Below are 16,240 nucleotides of genomic sequence, written 5' to 3' on the forward strand. Positions count from 1 at the left end.
ACGGATTCCGGGATGGTGATAATGGGGGCGCAACGGCGACCGATCGGGCTATGGCTCGTGCCAAAAGTTCGGTGTCATTCCCCGCGAAGGCGGGGAATCCAGTACGCCGCGGTTTATCCGGATACGTCTGCTGTCTCTGGAATACTGGATGCCCCGCCTTCGCGGGGCATGACAGTGAGTTTGAGGTGAGAGCCTTGCGGAAATCGCGTAGCGTCATGCATCCGCCCCGGACGCGCGCCTATGCCTTCAGCTCCGCCGTCGCCTGATCGAGCCAGGCCTGTGTCGCCTCGTCCAGCGCGGGTCGTACCTCGGCCCGGACGCGCGCGTGGTAGGCATTGAGCCAGCCGAGCTCGTCGCGGCTCAGCATCGCCACATCGATCAGCCGCCGGTCGATCGGTGCCAACGTCAGCGTCTCGAACGCGTTCATCGGCTTCTCGGCGCCCTTGATGTCGGCGGCCACCACCAGCTCGAGGTTCTCGATGCGGATGCCGAAACCGTCGGTCTTGTAGTAGCCGGGCTCGTTGGAGAGGATCATGCCGCGCTTCAGCGGCGTGGTGCCGAGCTTCGAGATCCGCGCCGGCCCTTCGTGCACCGAGAGATAGCTGCCGACGCCGTGACCGGTGCCGTGCTCGAAATCGACGCCGGCGGCCCAGAGATATTGCCGTGCCAGCGTGTCGAGCTGCGCGCCCGTGGTGCCGTCCGGAAAGACGGCGCGCGCGATCGCGATATGGCCGCGCAGCACGCGGGTGAAGCGGTCGCGCATCTCAGCGGTGGGTTCGCCCACCGCCATGGTGCGCGTGACGTCGGTGGTGCCGTCTTCGTACTGCGCGCCGGAATCGATCAGCAGCAGGTCGCCGGCTGCGATCCGCCGGTTGCTCTTGCGGGTGACGCGGTAGTGCACGATGGCGCCGTTCGGGCCGGTGCCCGAGATGGTGGGAAACGACACGTCCCTCAGCGCGCCGGTGTCGCGGCGGAATGTCTCCAGCGCCTCGACCGCGTCGATCTCCGTGAGCTTGCCGCTTGCGGCCTCGCGGTCGATGAAGGCGAGGAAGCGCGCCAGCGCCACGGCGTCGCGCCGATGCGCCGTCTGCGTGCCCTTGATCTCGGTCGCGTTCTTGACCGCCTTGAGCAGTGCAATCGGATCGCTGCCGCGTACCGGCTTGCCGCCGGCCCCCGCGATCAGCCGGCTGAGTGCGTCGGCCGCGGTGGCGCTGTCGAGTGCAATCGATCCGCCGCTCTTGGCGAGCGCCATCAGCGTCGGTGCCATCGCATCGGGCTCGCGCACATCGGCGGACTGCTCGAGATGGTCGCGCGTCAGGTTGGAGAGTTTTCGATGATCGATGAAGATGGTGGGGCGACCGTCCTTCGGCACCAGCGCATAGGACAGCGGCAGCGGCGTGTGCGCGACGTCGGCGCCGCGGATGTTGAAGGTCCAGGCCACCGCGTGGCTGTCCGACAGCACCAGCGCGTCGACGCCGAGCTTGCCGATCTCGGCTCTGATCTGCGTCAGCTTCTCGGCTTCAGTGATGCCGGCATTCTGCAGGCTGTGCACGGCGACGGGGGCGAGCGGCGGCTGCGGGCGGTCTTGCCAGATCGCGTCGATGGGATTGCTGTCGACGGCAACCAGCTCGGCGCCGGCCTTGGCGCAGGCGACGGACAGGCGCTCGGCTGCCGCAAAAGTGTGCAGCCACGGATCAAATCCGAGGCGGTCACCGGCTTTCAGATGCGCGGACACCCAGCTTTCCGGCGGCGGGTCGATCAGCGATTCCACGGCCCAGGCCTTTGCATCGACCTGCTTGGCGGCCTGAAGCGTGTAGCGGCCGTCGACGAACAATGCGGCCTCCTGGGTCAGCACCACCGCGAGTCCCGCCGAGCCCGTGAAGCCGGTCAGCCAGGCCAGCCGTTCTTCCGACGGCGGCACATATTCGTTTTGCTGCTGATCGGCGCGCGGGATCACGAAGCCGGTCAGCTTGCGGCGGGCGAGTTCTTCGCGAAGGGCGGCGAGCCGCGCCGTCAATGCGACGCCGGCTTCCGGCTCCTCGAATGTCTGGAAGTGTGCTTCGAACATGGTGGATCACTTTAGGATCATGGGGACGAGTCCGCAATCTGGACGCATTCTGCGTCGCATCTGGCATGGACTGTGCTTGAATGGTTCCATTCGAATTGAGTGGAGTAAAGGATGCGGCAGTTGCGCTTCGTCCGGATGACAGGGAAATTCGAGCAGGTGGTTCATCTCAACGGCGAGGGGACACACGATGCCAGCGTTCACGTTTGAAAAGATTACGCCGCCGGTGCACCGCGCCCCGACTGCGGCTGCAGCGAAGAAGCCGCGCGGCGTCATGCGCCAGATGATCGACCGTATCGCCGAGCGCCGCGCGAGGCGTACCTTGCAGGACGAGCCTCCGATGCGGCGGGACGAGAAGCCCGCGGAGTAGGGCGGCGGAATTTCGTAGGGTGGGTTAGCCGAAGGCGTAACCCACCATGTCTTTTCCCGCGGTGACAGAAGAGGTGGGTTAGCCCTGCGACACCTTCCGCAGCAACAGGCTGCTCCACCCCTCGATCCGCAGATGCTTCAACGGCACGAGGCCGCGCGCGCGATAGGCGGCGATCACGGCGGGGGCCTGATGCGTCAACAGGCCGGAGAGGATGACACGTGCGCCGGGCGCGAGATGCCGCGCCATCGGGCCCGCCAATTGCCTGAGCGGGTTGGCGAGGATGTTGGCCAGCACCAGGTCGAACGGACCGGCCTTTCCGAAATCCGGGGCGGCGAAGCCGGTGGCGCGGATCACCCGGACCCGGTTGCCGACCTCGTTCATTACCGCGTTCTCGGCCGCCACCCGCACCGACGGCGGGTCGATGTCGGAGGCGAGCACCGCGCGATGCAGCGCCTTGGCGGCCGCGATGCCGAGGACGCCGGTTCCGGTACCGAGGTCGAGCAGGTTCCTGGGACGGGAACTCTTAAGGACATGGTCAAGCAGCAGTAAACAGCCACGGGTGGTGCCGTGGTGGCCAGTGCCGAAGGCAAGCGCCGCCTCGATCTCGATGGCGAGCTTGTTCGGCGCCACGCGGTCGCGGTCATGGCTGCCGTGCACGACGAAGCGCCCGGCCGGAACCGGGACGAGATCTTCCAGGCTGGCCTTGACCCAGTCCTTGGCCTCGACGGTGTCGAAGAGAAGCGTCGCGGCGATCGCATTTCCTGCTGAAGTTGCAACGAGTTCACGTAGCCAAGCCTGATCGGGCGCCTCGGCGAAATGGAGCGTGACGTCCCATGGTCCGTCCGGCCGCTCGAAGGCGGCAACCGCCGCATCGCCGTCAAAAAACACCTCGGTGAGCACGTCGACGACGCGTCTGGCGTCGGCCTCGCTGCCGATCGAAAAGCTGGCGCGATGAGTAGGAGAAGGCTGCATTCAGGGTTCCGTTGAGTTCAATTTTTGGAACTTTCGTCGCCGTTTTTCCGCATAGTTTGCGGTTCCCGATTAACCGGGCTGTAGGTTGCGCCCCGTATATTTGCGGATGTCGAAACCCACCAACACAGCTTGGAATTGAAACGGAGGCGAGTTTTGAAGGGCATGGTTCAAAAGTTCTGGTCGGACGAGTCCGGCGCAACCGCGATCGAGTACGGCCTGATTGCCGCAGGTATCGCTCTGGCGATCATCACCGTGGTGAACAGCCTGGGCGTCACCCTGAACGACAAGTTCACCTCGATTAGCAGCTCCTTGAAGTAATTTCCGCCTCCATTTCCCAGCGGGGGCTATTTTTCTTTGAGGTTTTTCCTGATCACCGCCCGCGAGGGGATACCCCTGGCGGGCGAGGTCGTTTTCGGGCGAGCGTTCTCAGGGATCTTCACAAATTGTCCACCGCTTGCCGGGACGCGGTCCACCCGCTTGTCCCGCGATTTTTCACCGGCTTTCCCCAAGTTCGGTCCCGACGTTCTGGCCCATGTATCCTCGGTCTGACCACAGACCATTCAACAGCCAGTCCACAGCTCATCCACAGACCTATCCACGGCTTCCGAACAGCGACCGGTGATCCCTCAAGATCGTCTGCGCGGCGTTATGGCCGGGAGCGCCGGTGACGCCGCCGCCGGGGTGGGCGCCGGAGCCGCAATGGTAGAGGCCCCTCAACGGCCCGCGATAATCGGCATGGCCCAGCATCGGCCGCGCCGAGAACAGCTGGTTCAGCGTCAGCGCGCCATGGAAGATATCGCCGCCGAGGAGGCCGAACTGCCGTTCGAGATCGAGCGGAGACAGGATCTGGCGGCCCAGCACGCTCGCCGCAAAACCCGGCGCGTATCTGTTCACCGTCGCGATCATGAGATCGGCGACCTCTTCGCGATGGTCGTCCCACGATTGTCCGTCGGGAAGCTCCGGCGCGACGTGCTGGCAGAACAGGCTGGCGACGTGCTTTCCCGCTGGGGCCAGCGTGTCGTCGAGCGTGGAGGGGATCAGCATCTCGACGACTGGCTCCCGGCTCCAGCCCTGTGCCCGCGCATCGAGATAAGCGCGGTCCATGTAGCCGAGGCTTGGCGCCAGGATGATGCCGGAGCTGAGATGATCGCCCTCGCCCGGCAATGCCGTGAAGGAGGGCAGGCGGTCCAGCGCAACGTTCATGCGGAAGGTGCCGGAGCCGTTCTTCCAGTGCCGGATGCGGGTGAGGAAGTCCGCAGGAAGCGCGTCGGCCGCGACCAGTCGCGTGTAGAGCAGCTTTGGATTGACATTGGCCGCGACATATTTGGCGCGGATGGCCGTGCCGTTCTCCAGCACGACGCCGACGGCGCGGTCGCGCTCGACGATGATCTCACGGACGCCGGCATCCGTTTCGATCACGACGCCGCGGCCCTGTGCCGCGCGCGCCATCGCCTGCGTGATCGCGCCCATGCCGCCGATGGCGTGACCCCAGACCCCCTTCTTGCCGTTCACCTCGCCGAAGGCGTGATGCAGCATCACATAGGCGGAGCCGGCGGCGTAGGGGCTGGCATAGTTGCCGACGATGGCGTCGAAGCCGAACAGGGCCTTGACCAGATCATGCTCGAAGCGCTCGTCCAGCATCTCGCCGGCCGAGCGGGTGAAGAGATCGAGCAGGCTGCGGCTCTGTTCCAGCGTGAGACCGCGCAGGATGTTGGCCGTCTTCCAGGCGTTGACGCCTTCGCGAACGGCTGCTGTGCCAAAACCGTCGACGAGGTTCGGCGGCGCGCGGAGCACGAACTGCCTGAGCACGTCGGCGATGTCTTCCAGCTCGCGTGAAAACCCGTCGAGCGCGTCTGCGTCATGCGCGCTCAGCCGCGCGACTGATGCCTTCGTCCGTCCTTCGCCGGTCAGGAGATAGCTTCCATCAGGCGCGGGCAGAAAGTTCTGGGCGCGCCGTTCGACGATCCGCAGGCCCTGCTCGGCGAGCTCGAGGTCACGGATCACTTGCGGATTGAGCAGGCTCACAGTGTAGGCCGCGACCGAATTGCGGAATCCGGGGTGAAACTCCTCCGTGACCGCGGCGCCGCCGACCACCTTGCGGCGCTCGACCACGCGCACGCGCAGGCCCGCGCTCGCGAGATAGGCCGCGCAGGTGAGGCCGTTATGGCCAGCGCCGATGATGATGACGTCGGTTTCGTTCATGATTTCCCTGGCGTCATTCCGGGGCGATGCGCAGCATCGAACTATGGTGCGGGCTCCGCACCGGAGAATCTCGAGGTTCCGGGTTCGCGCTTCGCGCGCCCCGGAATGACATCTCTATATCAGGCATTCCTCGCTGCAACATCACGAGTGCCTTTATTGCCCGTTCAGGCGCCTTGTGCTCCATTGCGCGCGTCCGGCGCCCGCCGGGGAATGTAGGCTGGAGCTTCCATGGATTCGATCGTGCAACCTGCCGCCACGGAGCAGCCGTCGTCCTCGCGCAACCGGCTGCTGCTGACGGTCTACACCGCTGCGATCTTCGTCAGCGCGCTGCTGCTGTTCTCGGTGCAGCCGCTGTTCACGAAGATGGTGCTGCCGCGGCTCGGCGGCTCGCCGGCGGTGTGGTCGGTGGCGATGGTGTTCTTCCAGTCGCTGCTGCTGGCGGGCTATGCCTATGCGCATCTGTTGATGCAGGCGAGGAGCCGCGTCGTGCCGGTGGCGGTGCATCTGGTGCTGCTGATCGCGGCCTTCGTGACGCTGCCGCTCGGCATTGCCTCCGCCTATGGCGAGCCGCCCGCTTCGGGCTATGCTTTCTGGCTGCTCGGCCTGTTCGTGGTCTCGATCGGCCTGCCGTTCTTTGCGCTCGCCGCCAACAATCCGCTGCTGCAGGCCTGGTTCGTTCGCACCGGCCATCCCGCTGGGCACGATCCCTATTTCCTCTACGCCTCCTCCAACATCGGCAGCTTCCTGGCGCTGCTGTCCTATCCGTTTCTGCTGGAGCCGATGTTCACGCTGCATGCGCAGAATCGGTTCTGGACCGGTGGCTATGGCCTGTTGATCCTCCTGATCGCCGCCTGCGGCGTGCTGTTGTTGCGCTCGCCGAAGCTCGCGATGGCCGATACGCGGACCGAGGATGCCAATGCGCCGGCGCCTGATATCGTGACGCGGCTGCGCTGGATCTTCCTCGCCGCGGTGCCTTCTGGTCTGCTCATTGCGGTCACCGCACACATCTCGACCGATGTCGCCGCGGCGCCGTTGCTGTGGGTGCTGCCACTGTCGCTGTATCTGCTCACCTGGGTCGTGGTGTTCCAGTCGCGGCCGCTGCTGCCGCACAAATGGATGTTGATGCTGCAGCCGGTCGCGATCGCGGGCGTCATCGTCCTGCTCGCCTTCGGCGGCGAGCAGAATTTGCTGCTGACACTCGGCGGCCATCAATTGTGCTTCTTCGTCATCGCCATGGCCTGCCATGGCGAGCTGGCGCGGACCCGGCCGGCGGCCAGATATCTCACTGGTTTCTATGTCGCACTCTCGTTCGGCGGCATGGTCGGCGGTCTCTTTGCTGGCCTCGTTGCTCCCTTCACCTTCTCGTGGATCGCCGAATACCCGATCCTGATCGCGCTCGCCGCGCTGTGCCGGCCGTCCGCGAACGAGCGTCTCGCCGGCATCGTCAAATGGTACTGGCTGGTGCTCGCCGCGCTCGGGGTGGCGCTCATCGCGCCGTCCTATACCACCGGCGGCCCCTCGACCTGGTTGGAGGATCACCGCGTCTGGGTCGCCGGCGCCGTCGGCGTGCTCGCCGCGCTGCTCGCGCTGGGGCTCAATGCCGGCCGCTGGAAGATCTTCGCCACCGTCGCGCTCGCGCTGGCGTTGATCCGCGTCTATCCGGCGGACGAAGGCCGGGTCACGACGGTGCGCAGCTTCTTCGGCGTGCACAAGATCGTGGTGACGCCCGGCGGCTATTTCCATGTGCTGATGCACGGCACCACCATCCACGGCGCCGAGCGCTTCCGCAACAATGACGGCACGCCGGTCACCGGCCGGCCCGAGCCGATCACCTACTATCACAAGGACGGCGGCATCGGTCAGGCCGTCAGCGCGATCCGCGAGCGCAAGGGCGCGCCGCTCAAGGTCGCCGCGATCGGCGTCGGATCGGGCACGCTCGCCTGCGCCGCCGAACCTGGCGAGGACTGGAAATTCTTCGAGATCGACCAGTCGATGGTGGATGCCGCGCGTGATCCCAAAAATTTCCGCTACATCTCGAGCTGCCTGCCGGACATGAAGCCGGTGATCGGCGATGCGCGCCTCACCTTCGCAAAGGAGCCCGACGGCGCCTACGACCTCATCATCGTCGATGCCTATTCGTCGGATGCGATCCCGATTCATCTCGCCACCGAAGAGGCGATGAAGATCTACAAGGACAAGCTCGCGCCGCACGGGGCCGTGGTGATGCACGTCTCCAACCGGCATCTCGATCTCGAGACCGTCGTGGTCGGCATCGCCGACGCCAACGATCTCAAGAGCTGGGTCTTCAACGAGGATTCCGGGCGTGATGGCGACTACATCTTCTCGACCGACGTCGTCATCTCCGCGCGCGAGGAGGCCGACATCGGTCGGCTCGCGTCCTCCAAGGTCTGGGAGCAGACCGAAGCCGACGACAGGGTGCGGGTCTGGACCGACGACTATTCCAACATCCTGGGCGCCCTGTACCGGCGTTTGAAGAATGGAGAGTAGGGCGGCACGACGACCGCGTCCGGGACACAAGACCGACGGTTACGGCGCGACCGGCGTCCCCGCCGGCAGCACAATGCCCTTCTCGCCGGCAACCTCGCGCAGCAGATCGGGCCTGTCGGAAATGATGCCGTCGACGCCGAGCTCCATCATCCGCGCCATGTCGTCGCGCTTGTTGACCGTCCACACCACGACGCGTAATCCGAGCTCGTGGGCTTCCGCGATGAGTGCGGCGGTGACATCGCCGAAATAGGGCGACCAGACTGCGCCGCCCGCCGCCTTGATCGTCCGTGGCAGCGAGCTGCCATGATCGGCCGGGTTGAAGCCTGCCGTCCAGTTGGTGGCTTTGTCCAGCACGATTGTCTGGCCTGTGCCGCGCTGGAGCGTCAGGTACACCGTCGGTATCTTCGGCGCCTGCTGCTGGACGAGCTGCAGGGTTCTCCAGTCGAAGGACTGGATCATGACGTGGTCGGAGAATTTCTCGGCGTCGATCAGTCCCAGCAGCTTCGTGACAAAGGCTTGCGGATCGAGCGTCTCGTCCGGGCGATTCGGATCGATCTTGGTCTCGATGTTAAAGCGCACACGCGAGTTGCCGGATTTCCGTACCAGCGCGAACAGCTCGCTCAGGGTGGGAATGCGTGTCCCTGGCACGGCGCGCTGGTCGGGGAATTGTTTCGCATAGGCACTGTCCGGCCGGATCTGGCCGACGTCATAGGTCCTGACCTCGTCCAGCCGCAGTTTTACGAAGGGCGTGCCGGGCGGGGTAATGTAAGTCCCGCCTGCGCTGCGTGCGAGATCAGGATTGAGCCCGCGTTCATGCGAGATGACGACCTCGCCGTCCGCGGTTACGCCGACGTCGAGCTCCAGCGTGTCCACGCCGATCGACAGCGCGTTGGCGAAGGCCGCCAGGGTGTTTTCCGGCAACAGCGCTCGCCCGCCGCGATGCGCCTCGATATCAAAGGCCATATCTAGAGCCTTGGCTTGTCCCGTCATGAAAATCGAGAGCAGGGTCAGGATTATCGTGGCAGGTGACGGCATCGGGGATCACAGCGCTCGTGAAAACAGGAGCTTATGAAATCTTTGCGCGTTTCGTCCAGTCTCGCGGTTGACGGCGGCCGTGGAAGGCGGAAACTGTCGCTCAAAAAAGCAACGGTTCAGGGAGCCACTCACATGCGGCTTGTCTTCATCGGAGCGATGGCGGTTCTCATGGTCGGACAGGCGGCAGCCAAGGACGTGCTTTCGGGCGCGAGTCTCTATGAAGATGTGGCGCGCTATGCTTCCTTCGGTCTGCACCGTTTCGGCTCTGCGGGCGATCGCGCGACCGCCGACTGGATTGCCGGCGAGCTTTCGGCCGCGGGCTTTGCAATCAGCTTCCAGCCCGTCGTGCTAGGCCGCCAATATGTCGTCGAGCAGGCCAGCGCCGAAGCTGTCGGCACGATTGTCGAGGCGACGCCATTCTGGTGGCCGCCGGAGGACCGGGCGAGCTTCCGCCTGTCGGCACCGCTCGCACGTGATGGCGATGTCGCCGGCAAGATCCTCTGGTTGGAGCTGCCATTCGATCGCGGTGCCTATCTGGGGCCGACCCATCGCGCGGCCATCACTGAAGCGGCAGCGAAGAAGCCGGCCGCGATCCTGCTGATGATCGGCAATCCCGCCGACGATCGCTTCGTTTACAATGTCACGCAGGAGGATGCGCCCTGGCCGGTGCCGGTGATCGTGGTCGGCGCCAGATCGAAAGCGACGTTCGAGCGCGCGCTCGCCGATGGCGCGGCTGTCAGCTTCGACGTCAAGGGCCACTACGAACGCGATGTCACCGGCCGCAACGTCATCGCCGAGACCGGCGCCGGCCGCGGGCCGACCGTCGTGGTCTCCACGCCGATGACCGGCTGGTATAGCTGCGTCTGCGAGCGCGGCCCGGGCATTGCCAACTTCCTCGCGCTGGCGCGCACCGTCGTCGCCGAGAAATGGCCGGCGCATTTCGTCTTCGTCGCCACCGCCGGCCACGAGATCGGCCATGGCGGCATGGAGCTGTTCCTGAAGCACGGCGCGCCGGCGCCGAAGGACACGCTGGCGTGGATCCACTTCGGCTCGTCGAATGCGTGCTACGGCTTTGCGGAAGGTGCGCGCACCGAGCGGCCCGAGGAAGAACGCTATCTCGTGCTCAGCAAATCCGCGGTTGCGCTCACCGATGAGGCCTTTGCCAAGGTCGCGGCAAAACGCCTGGTGACGGAGAAGCAGGCGGTCGGCGAGCTGCGCGACGTGCACGCGGCGGGCTACGCCAACTTCCTCGGCATGGCCGGCCGCCATCGCACCTTCCACACGCCCTCGGACGATCTCGCAGCGACCGGGCCCGAGATTCTCGAGCCGGTCGTACGCGCCTTCGTCGATGCTGCGCGAAAGATCGTGGAACGCGGCGACGCCGCGTTCAGATAGCGTCAGTTCTGGTAGTAATAGCCGCGCGGCTGGTAAACTTGCCGCGGCTGCGGCTGATAGTAATAGCCCTGCTGGCCGGAGCCTTGGTCGTAATAGGGACGCGGCTGCTGCTGGTAAACCCGCGCGTCATAGAGCGGACGCGTGCCGCGCGGCGCCGGATACCGTGCGCCGGTGTCGCTGCCGTCGGCCGGATAGATGTAATTGTCGTCCTGCGGCATGTAGCGGCGGGCGGGCTGCGCCGGCGGCGTCAGGTTCACGGGATCGCCCGTGGTCGCGTACTGCTCTTCGGCTGGCTGCTGCGGCGCGCGGGCGACTGCATTGTTAGTGCGGCCGCGCGGATTGCGCGCCAGCGCCACCTGCGCCGAGCCGGTCAGCGTCACCGTGGTGTTGAGCACGCCCTGCTGCTGCACCAGCGCGTAGAGCGTCGTGGCATTCTGGCGCGACAGCCGCACGCAGCCATGGGACGCCGGCGAGCCGAGACGGCCGACCGAGTCGGTGCCGTGGATGGCGTGCCCGACCTTGGTGAAGAAGATCGCGTGCGGCATCGGCGCGTCGTCGAATTCCTTGGAGTAGTGATCCTCTTCCATCCGGAAGGTGCGGAACGCGCCATTCGGCGTTTCGCGCGAGGGGATGCCGGTCGACACCGGCCAGTGGTAACGTGCGACGCCGTCGACCGCGACGGTCATCTGCTGATTGTCCTTGTCGACGGTGATCTCGACCTTGGCCTGCGCGCTGCCCGCGCTCAAAAGCATCAGTGAGGTGAAAGCGATAAAAAATGAACGCATCTGGAAACGCATTTGAATCCTGGCCTCCGGCCTGTTCACGCTAGGCGCCGCGGCTCTCCGTCCCCGGCGTGCAATATGCCTGCAATCCGGCTTTCGTTCCAGCGGCCTGCCTGCCCATCGTTAACGCGGCGCGGGGCGTAAGCAAGGCCGCTTTGTGCCGCGCCGCGCGCGGTGGCGCTGACATTTTCGCGAGCGGTGCGCCGTTCACAACGCCGACAATTCGTCACAAAGGCGCAACCATTTGGCCGCCCGGTGCGTTGACGATCACCTGCCTCGACAGGCGGCGTTCGCCGCCATTCACCTTTGGGATCGAAGATGAACAAAGCCCGCATCGCCGCCGCGCCGTCGCCGGCCGGTTCAGCCGTCCGCCTGGCGTTCGCAATCGCCGCCATCCTGCTCGCGCTGTTGGCGCTGCCGCAAGCCGGCCACGCCCAGGGCATCGTGCGCGGCGCCCAGGAAGGCTCGTACGAGGGCAACCGGATTGCCGGCCCCGTGGGTGGCGCGGTCGGAGGCGTCGTCGGTGCCGGCGTCGGCGGCGCCGTTGGTGCAGTCGAGGGCGTGCTCGGTATTCCGCATCGTCACTACCGTCACCGCTGCCACGGCTATTACGACGGCTATCACCGATTCCATTGTTATCGGTGATGACGCGTCAATTCTTCAGCCGATACCCCGTCCGAAAAATCCACCAGATCACGACGAGACAAATCACCAGGAACGCCAGCGTCATGCCGACGCTGACGGACATGCTGACGTCCGCGATCTCGTAAAAGCTCCAGCGGAAGCCGGAGATGAGATAGACGACCGGGTTGAGCATCGCCACCGTGCGCCAGGTTGGCGGCAGCATGTCGATGGAATAGAAGCTGCCGCCGAGGAAGGTCAGCGGCGTCACCACCAGCATCGGGATCATCTGCAGCTTCTCGAAGCCGTCGGCCCAGATGCCGATGATGAAGCCGAACAGGCTGAACGTCACCGCCGTCAGCACCAGGAAGGCCAGCATCCAGACCGGATGATGGATATGCAGCGGCACGAACAGTCCGGCGGTCGCGAGGATGATCAGGCCCAAGATGATCGACTTGGTCGCGGCGGCGCCGACATAGCCGAGCACGATCTCGAAATAGGAGATCGGTGCCGACAGGATCTCGTAGATCGTGCCGGTGAATTTCGGGAAGTAGATGCCGAACGAGGCGTTGGCGATGCTCTGAGTCAGCACCGAGAGCATGATCAGGCCCGGCACGATGAAGGTGCCGTAGCTGACGCCCTCGACCTGGCTGATGCGCGAGCCGATCGCGGCGCCGAACACCACGAAATAAAGTGAGGTCGAGACGACCGGCGAGACGATGCTTTGCAGCAGCGTGCGCCAGGTGCGCGCCATTTCGAACAGATAGATGGCGCGGATGGCGCGGTGGTTCATGACGTCCTCACGAGATCGACGAAGATGTCCTCGAGCGACGATTGTGTCGTGTCGAGATCGTTGAAGCGGATGCCGGCGGTGCGGAGATCGCCGAGCAGGCTGGTGATGCCGGTGCGCTCGCCCTTGGTGTCGTAATCGTAGACCAGCGTCGCGCCGGCATCGCAGAGCTCCAGCTCGTAATGCCCAAGGCTCTCCGGCAGCGCATCGAGCTTGCCCTGCAGATGCAGCGTCAGCCGCTTCTTGCCGAGCTTTTGCATCAACGTCGCCTTGTCCTCGATCAGCACGATCTCGCCCTTGTTGATGACGCCGATGCGGTCGGCCATCTCCTCGGCTTCCTCGATGTAATGCGTGGTGAGGATGATGGTGACGCCGGACTGCTGGAGGGTGCGCACCACTTCCCACATGCCCTTGCGCAGCTCGACGTCGACGCCGGCGGTGGGCTCGTCCAGGAACAGGATCTGCGGCTCGTGCGACAGCGCTTTCGCAATCATCACGCGGCGCTTCATGCCGCCGGAGAGCGTGATGATCTTGTTGTCTTTCTTGTCCCAGAGCGAGAGGTCCTTCAGCACCTTCTCGATGTGATCAGGATTCTTCGGCTTGCCGAACAGGCCGCGGGAGAAGCTCACGGTCGCCCACACGCTCTCGAAGGCGTCGGTATGCAGCTCCTGCGGCACGAGGCCGATCAGCGAGCGCGCCTTGCGGTAGGAGGTCTGGATGTTCTCGCCGCCGACGAGGACGCGGCCCTCGCTCGGATTGGCGATGCCGCAGATGATGGAGATCAGCGTGGTCTTGCCGGCGCCGTTCGGGCCGAGCAACGCGAAGATCTCGCCCCGCTTGATGTCGAGATTGACGTTTTTGAGCGCCTTGAAGCCGGACCCATAGGTCTTCGACAGGTTGGCGACGGAGATGATGGAGGACATGGATGGCCGTCAGGCTGAGGGGCAAAGGCTGGGGAGGGGAGGCTGGAACCTGCCGGGAAGGGCGGGTCAGCGGAGCCCTGAGATAGGAACGCCTTTGCCGGGCCGCAATTGGCGAGAGAAAAATGGTCTCAAAACAGGCCCTTCGGTGGCAGGTTTCGGGCAGGTGTTGCGCGATGGTCACGGGCTGTGGCTAAGATTGCCATTCACGCGGCTCTTTGTTGCGTCTGCGAGCAGGCCATGGCTACGATTCCGGCCAATCGCAAAGCGTATGTCCCCAGGGAAAACACCGATGAGACCGAACGGCCGTCACACCGCCGGCGCCAGCCAGTTGTCCGCCCTCCGTGTATGGGCGATGGGCCTGCTCCTGCTGTCAGCTGTTGCCATCAGCCCGACCACGGCCCGGGCGGCCCCGAGCCAGGCCCAGGTCGCGACCACGCATGTCTATCTGCTCCGCGGCGTGCTCAACATCTTCTCGCTCGGCCTCGACACGATCGGCGCCCGGCTTCAGGCGCAGGGCATCCCGGTGACGGTCGCCAACTTCGTCTCGTGGTCCTCGCTCGCCGATGAAGCCGCGACCGCCTACAAGGCCGGTCGGCTCAAGACCATCGTCCTGGTCGGCCATTCCTCCGGCGCGACCGCGCTGCCGGACATGATCGCGAAGCTCAACCGGCTCGGCGTGCCCGTGAAGCTCGCGATCGGCCTCGATTCCGTGTTCAAGACCAAGCTCTCGACCGGCGCCGAGCGTTACATCAACATCTATATCGGCGACGGCCCCGGCGAGCCGGTCAAGCGTGCCGACGGTTTCCGCGGCAAGCTCGACAATGTCGACGTGCGCGGCACCGGCGTCGGCCACATCTCGATCGACAAGAACGAGGCGATCCAGCGCCGCGTCATCGCCGAGATCGACGCCGCCATCATGCGCTCGCGCGCGCCGGCGGTCCCGGTCGCCGAACCCGGCGCACCGCGGCAGGCGCGCTCGGCGGCCGCAACGGCGCCGGCAAGGAACTGAGCCTGCCAAAGCAACTCGAGACTTCGCAGCTCAAGCTTTCATCGATGCCGCCGCTGGCCTCGGGTCGACGGCGGCTTTGCTTTATGGCCGGTCCTCGCCGCCGGGCGCTTCCGGCTTCAGATAGACGATCAGGCAGCAGCAGCACAGCGCAAGTCCGGCCACCGGGTATCTCAGGGCGACGCCTGCTGCGAGCGCGAAGATGGCGAGCGTGACGACCGAGCGGATGCGCATGATCCTGCGCTCGCGCGGCGGGACCTCGTCCGCCGGCGCCCGCCCCACGAGGTCGAAGATCAGCGCGACATAGGTCGCGTTCACCAGGAAGAACACTGCGGCGTAGAACGCGACCGGCTGCGGTGCGAGCTCGCTGACCGCCATCCACGCCGTAGAGAGTGGCAGCAACGACACCGAGAACAGGTGTGCGAAGTTGAACCACATCAGCCGCGGCGTCGCCTCGTTCGCATAGCGCATCAGATGGTGATGGTTGGCCCAGACGATCGCAATGAAGACGTAGCTCACCGCATAAGAGAGCCAGGTCGGCCATAGCGCGAGCAGCGCCGGGAAGGTCGGGAGCTCCGGCGGGCGCAGCTCCAGCACCAGCACGGTGATCAGGACGGCGAATACGCCGTCGGAGAATGCGCTCAGCCGTTCCGGAGTCCGTCTCGCATGGGCCATGCTGCCGCTCCCGTCATTTCAAGAATGCGCGGATGCTCTCCGCGATCTCCTTCGCATGCGTCTCCAGCGCAAAATGGCCGGTGTCGAAGAACTGCACCACCGCGTTGGGATTGTCGCGCTTGAACGCCTCGGCGCCGGGCGGGATGAAGAACGGATCGTTCTTGCCCCATACCGCCAGGAACGGCGGCTTGTGCGTGCGGAAGTAGCTCTGGAAGAGCGGATAGAGAGCGACGTTGCTCTTGTAATCGCCGAACAGGTCGAGCTGCACCTCGTCCGAGCCCGGGCGCGCCAAGTAGAAATTGTCGAGGTTCTGGCCGTCCGGCGACACCAGGGTCGCGTCAGGGACGCCGTGCGTGTATTGCCAGCGCGTCGCCTCCGGCGTGAGGAAGGCGCGCAGCGCCTCGCGGTTCGCAGGGGAAGGATCCTGCCAATAGGCCTCAATCGGGGTCCAGCCGTCGCTGAGGCCGTCCTCGTAGGCGTTGCCGTTCTGGGAGATGACCGCCGTGATCCGTTCGGGATGGTTCAGCGCCAGCCGAAAGCCCGTCGGCGCGCCATAGTCGAACACGTAGACGGCGAAGCGATCGAAGCCGATCACCTCGGTGAAGCGCTCGATCACATGCGCGATGTTGTCGAAATTGTAGACGAAGTTTTCGCGCGGCGGCATGTCGGACTGGCCGAAACCGGGCAGGTCGGGGGCCACGATGTGAAACCTGTCCGCCAGCAGCGGGATCAGGTCGCGGAACATGTGGCCGGCGCTCGGGAAGCCGTGCAACAGCAGCAGCTTCGGCGCGCCCTTGGGGCCGGTCTCGCGATAGAACACCTTGAAGCCATCGACGCCTGCGGTGCGGTAGGTGGTCGGGGTCATGGGCCGTCTCCAATCGTAACCTGTTAATACC

The 16,240-nt window shown here is 65.2% G+C and carries 15 protein-coding genes; 6 read left to right on the plus strand and 9 right to left on the minus strand.

Annotated features, from left to right (window positions below; genetic code table 11):
- Nucleotides 1-238: 238 nt before the first annotated feature.
- Nucleotides 239-2,068 (minus strand): aminopeptidase P family protein, encoded by a 1,830-nt coding sequence (locus RAD10_RS12880; protein WP_461617769.1) that lies wholly within the window; start codon nt 2,066-2,068, stop codon nt 239-241.
- A 187-nt stretch (nt 2,069-2,255) separates the two neighbouring features.
- On the opposite strand from RAD10_RS12880, the gene RAD10_RS12885 reads away from it, so the two are divergent.
- Nucleotides 2,256-2,435, plus strand: a complete 180-nt coding sequence (locus tag RAD10_RS12885) for a hypothetical protein (RefSeq protein ID WP_461617770.1) — start codon at nt 2,256-2,258, stop codon at nt 2,433-2,435.
- Between the two features lie 78 nt (nt 2,436-2,513).
- On the opposite strand, the gene RAD10_RS12890 is transcribed toward RAD10_RS12885, so the two are convergent.
- On the minus strand, nt 2,514-3,407 hold the full coding sequence (locus RAD10_RS12890) for a 50S ribosomal protein L11 methyltransferase (RefSeq protein ID WP_461617771.1): 894 nt from the start codon (nt 3,405-3,407) through the stop codon (nt 2,514-2,516).
- 162 nt (nt 3,408-3,569) lie between these two features.
- On the opposite strand from RAD10_RS12890, the gene RAD10_RS12895 reads away from it, so the two are divergent.
- Nucleotides 3,570-3,725, plus strand: a complete 156-nt coding sequence (locus tag RAD10_RS12895) for a Flp family type IVb pilin (protein ID WP_018322539.1) — start codon at nt 3,570-3,572, stop codon at nt 3,723-3,725.
- Nucleotides 3,726-3,998: 273 nt separating this feature from the next.
- On the opposite strand, the gene RAD10_RS12900 is transcribed toward RAD10_RS12895, so the two are convergent.
- A complete protein-coding gene (locus RAD10_RS12900) occupies nt 3,999-5,609 on the minus strand; it encodes a phytoene desaturase family protein (protein ID WP_461617772.1) in 1,611 nt (536 codons plus the stop codon).
- 228 nt (nt 5,610-5,837) lie between these two features.
- Between RAD10_RS12900 and RAD10_RS12905 the strand changes: the two genes are divergently transcribed.
- Nucleotides 5,838-8,117 carry a fused MFS/spermidine synthase gene (locus RAD10_RS12905; protein WP_461617773.1) on the plus strand — a complete coding sequence of 760 codons (2,280 nt, stop codon included), beginning with the start codon at nt 5,838-5,840 and terminating at the stop codon, nt 8,115-8,117.
- A 39-nt stretch (nt 8,118-8,156) separates the two neighbouring features.
- Here the strand turns inward: RAD10_RS12905 and RAD10_RS12910 are convergent, their stop codons facing one another.
- Entirely contained in the window at nt 8,157-9,152 is a 996-nt protein-coding gene (locus RAD10_RS12910) for a glycerophosphodiester phosphodiesterase (protein ID WP_461617774.1), read from the minus strand.
- 132 nt (nt 9,153-9,284) lie between these two features.
- Here RAD10_RS12910 and RAD10_RS12915 point away from each other — a divergent pair, with 132 nt between their 5' ends.
- The gene (locus RAD10_RS12915; protein ID WP_461617775.1) at nt 9,285-10,547 is read left to right on the plus strand and encodes a hypothetical protein; all 1,263 of its coding nucleotides are present in this window, start codon (nt 9,285-9,287) and stop codon (nt 10,545-10,547) included.
- Between the two features lie 2 nt (nt 10,548-10,549).
- On the opposite strand, the gene RAD10_RS12920 is transcribed toward RAD10_RS12915, so the two are convergent.
- Nucleotides 10,550-11,344 carry a L,D-transpeptidase gene (locus RAD10_RS12920; protein ID WP_461617776.1) on the minus strand — a complete coding sequence of 265 codons (795 nt, stop codon included), beginning with the start codon at nt 11,342-11,344 and terminating at the stop codon, nt 10,550-10,552.
- Between the two features lie 303 nt (nt 11,345-11,647).
- On the opposite strand from RAD10_RS12920, the gene RAD10_RS12925 reads away from it, so the two are divergent.
- A complete protein-coding gene (locus RAD10_RS12925; protein WP_091961637.1) occupies nt 11,648-11,974 on the plus strand; it encodes a hypothetical protein in 327 nt (108 codons plus the stop codon).
- A 7-nt stretch (nt 11,975-11,981) separates the two neighbouring features.
- On the opposite strand, the gene RAD10_RS12930 is transcribed toward RAD10_RS12925, so the two are convergent.
- Together RAD10_RS12930 and RAD10_RS12935 are read right to left on the minus strand one after the other, a co-directional pair.
- The gene (locus tag RAD10_RS12930) at nt 11,982-12,743 is read right to left on the minus strand and encodes an ABC transporter permease (RefSeq protein ID WP_018322533.1); all 762 of its coding nucleotides are present in this window, start codon (nt 12,741-12,743) and stop codon (nt 11,982-11,984) included.
- Nucleotides 12,740-13,663 (minus strand): ABC transporter ATP-binding protein, encoded by a 924-nt coding sequence (locus tag RAD10_RS12935; protein WP_104463460.1) that lies wholly within the window; start codon nt 13,661-13,663, stop codon nt 12,740-12,742. The genes RAD10_RS12930 and RAD10_RS12935 overlap by 4 nt, the downstream gene beginning before the upstream one ends.
- A gap of 289 nt (nt 13,664-13,952) precedes the next feature.
- Between RAD10_RS12935 and RAD10_RS12940 the strand changes: the two genes are divergently transcribed.
- Nucleotides 13,953-14,672, plus strand: a complete 720-nt coding sequence (locus RAD10_RS12940) for a hypothetical protein (RefSeq protein ID WP_461617777.1) — start codon at nt 13,953-13,955, stop codon at nt 14,670-14,672.
- Between the two features lie 81 nt (nt 14,673-14,753).
- Here the strand turns inward: RAD10_RS12940 and RAD10_RS12945 are convergent, their stop codons facing one another.
- Complete coding sequence (locus RAD10_RS12945; protein WP_461617778.1) at nt 14,754-15,344, minus strand: TMEM175 family protein; 591 nt, start codon at nt 15,342-15,344, stop codon at nt 14,754-14,756.
- 13 nt (nt 15,345-15,357) lie between these two features.
- Nucleotides 15,358-16,209: an alpha/beta fold hydrolase gene (locus RAD10_RS12950; RefSeq protein ID WP_461617779.1), complete on the minus strand. Its 852-nt coding sequence runs from the start codon at nt 16,207-16,209 to the stop codon at nt 15,358-15,360.
- Nucleotides 16,210-16,240: the final 31 nt, after the last annotated feature.

The sequence above is a fragment of the Bradyrhizobium sp. 23AC genome, from assembly GCF_054863025.1.

Excerpts from the sequence above, each read along its gene's own strand:
- RAD10_RS12880 (WP_461617769.1), bottom strand. The coding sequence starts at position 2,068 with ATGTTCGAAGCACACTTCCAGACATTCGAGGAGCCGGAAGCCGGCGTC.
- RAD10_RS12885 (WP_461617770.1), top strand. The coding sequence starts at position 2,256 with ATGCCAGCGTTCACGTTTGAAAAGATTACGCCGCCGGTGCACCGCGCC.
- RAD10_RS12890 (WP_461617771.1), bottom strand. The coding sequence starts at position 3,407 with ATGCAGCCTTCTCCTACTCATCGCGCCAGCTTTTCGATCGGCAGCGAG.
- RAD10_RS12895 (WP_018322539.1), top strand. The coding sequence starts at position 3,570 with ATGGTTCAAAAGTTCTGGTCGGACGAGTCCGGCGCAACCGCGATCGAG.
- RAD10_RS12900 (WP_461617772.1), bottom strand. The coding sequence starts at position 5,609 with ATGAACGAAACCGACGTCATCATCATCGGCGCTGGCCATAACGGCCTC.
- RAD10_RS12905 (WP_461617773.1), top strand. The coding sequence starts at position 5,838 with ATGGATTCGATCGTGCAACCTGCCGCCACGGAGCAGCCGTCGTCCTCG.
- RAD10_RS12910 (WP_461617774.1), bottom strand. The coding sequence starts at position 9,152 with ATGCCGTCACCTGCCACGATAATCCTGACCCTGCTCTCGATTTTCATG.
- RAD10_RS12915 (WP_461617775.1), top strand. The coding sequence starts at position 9,285 with ATGCGGCTTGTCTTCATCGGAGCGATGGCGGTTCTCATGGTCGGACAG.
- RAD10_RS12920 (WP_461617776.1), bottom strand. The coding sequence starts at position 11,344 with ATGCGTTTCCAGATGCGTTCATTTTTTATCGCTTTCACCTCACTGATG.
- RAD10_RS12925 (WP_091961637.1), top strand. The coding sequence starts at position 11,648 with ATGAACAAAGCCCGCATCGCCGCCGCGCCGTCGCCGGCCGGTTCAGCC.
- RAD10_RS12930 (WP_018322533.1), bottom strand. The coding sequence starts at position 12,743 with ATGAACCACCGCGCCATCCGCGCCATCTATCTGTTCGAAATGGCGCGC.
- RAD10_RS12935 (WP_104463460.1), bottom strand. The coding sequence starts at position 13,663 with ATGTCCTCCATCATCTCCGTCGCCAACCTGTCGAAGACCTATGGGTCC.
- RAD10_RS12940 (WP_461617777.1), top strand. The coding sequence starts at position 13,953 with ATGAGACCGAACGGCCGTCACACCGCCGGCGCCAGCCAGTTGTCCGCC.
- RAD10_RS12945 (WP_461617778.1), bottom strand. The coding sequence starts at position 15,344 with ATGGCCCATGCGAGACGGACTCCGGAACGGCTGAGCGCATTCTCCGAC.
- RAD10_RS12950 (WP_461617779.1), bottom strand. The coding sequence starts at position 16,209 with ATGACCCCGACCACCTACCGCACCGCAGGCGTCGATGGCTTCAAGGTG.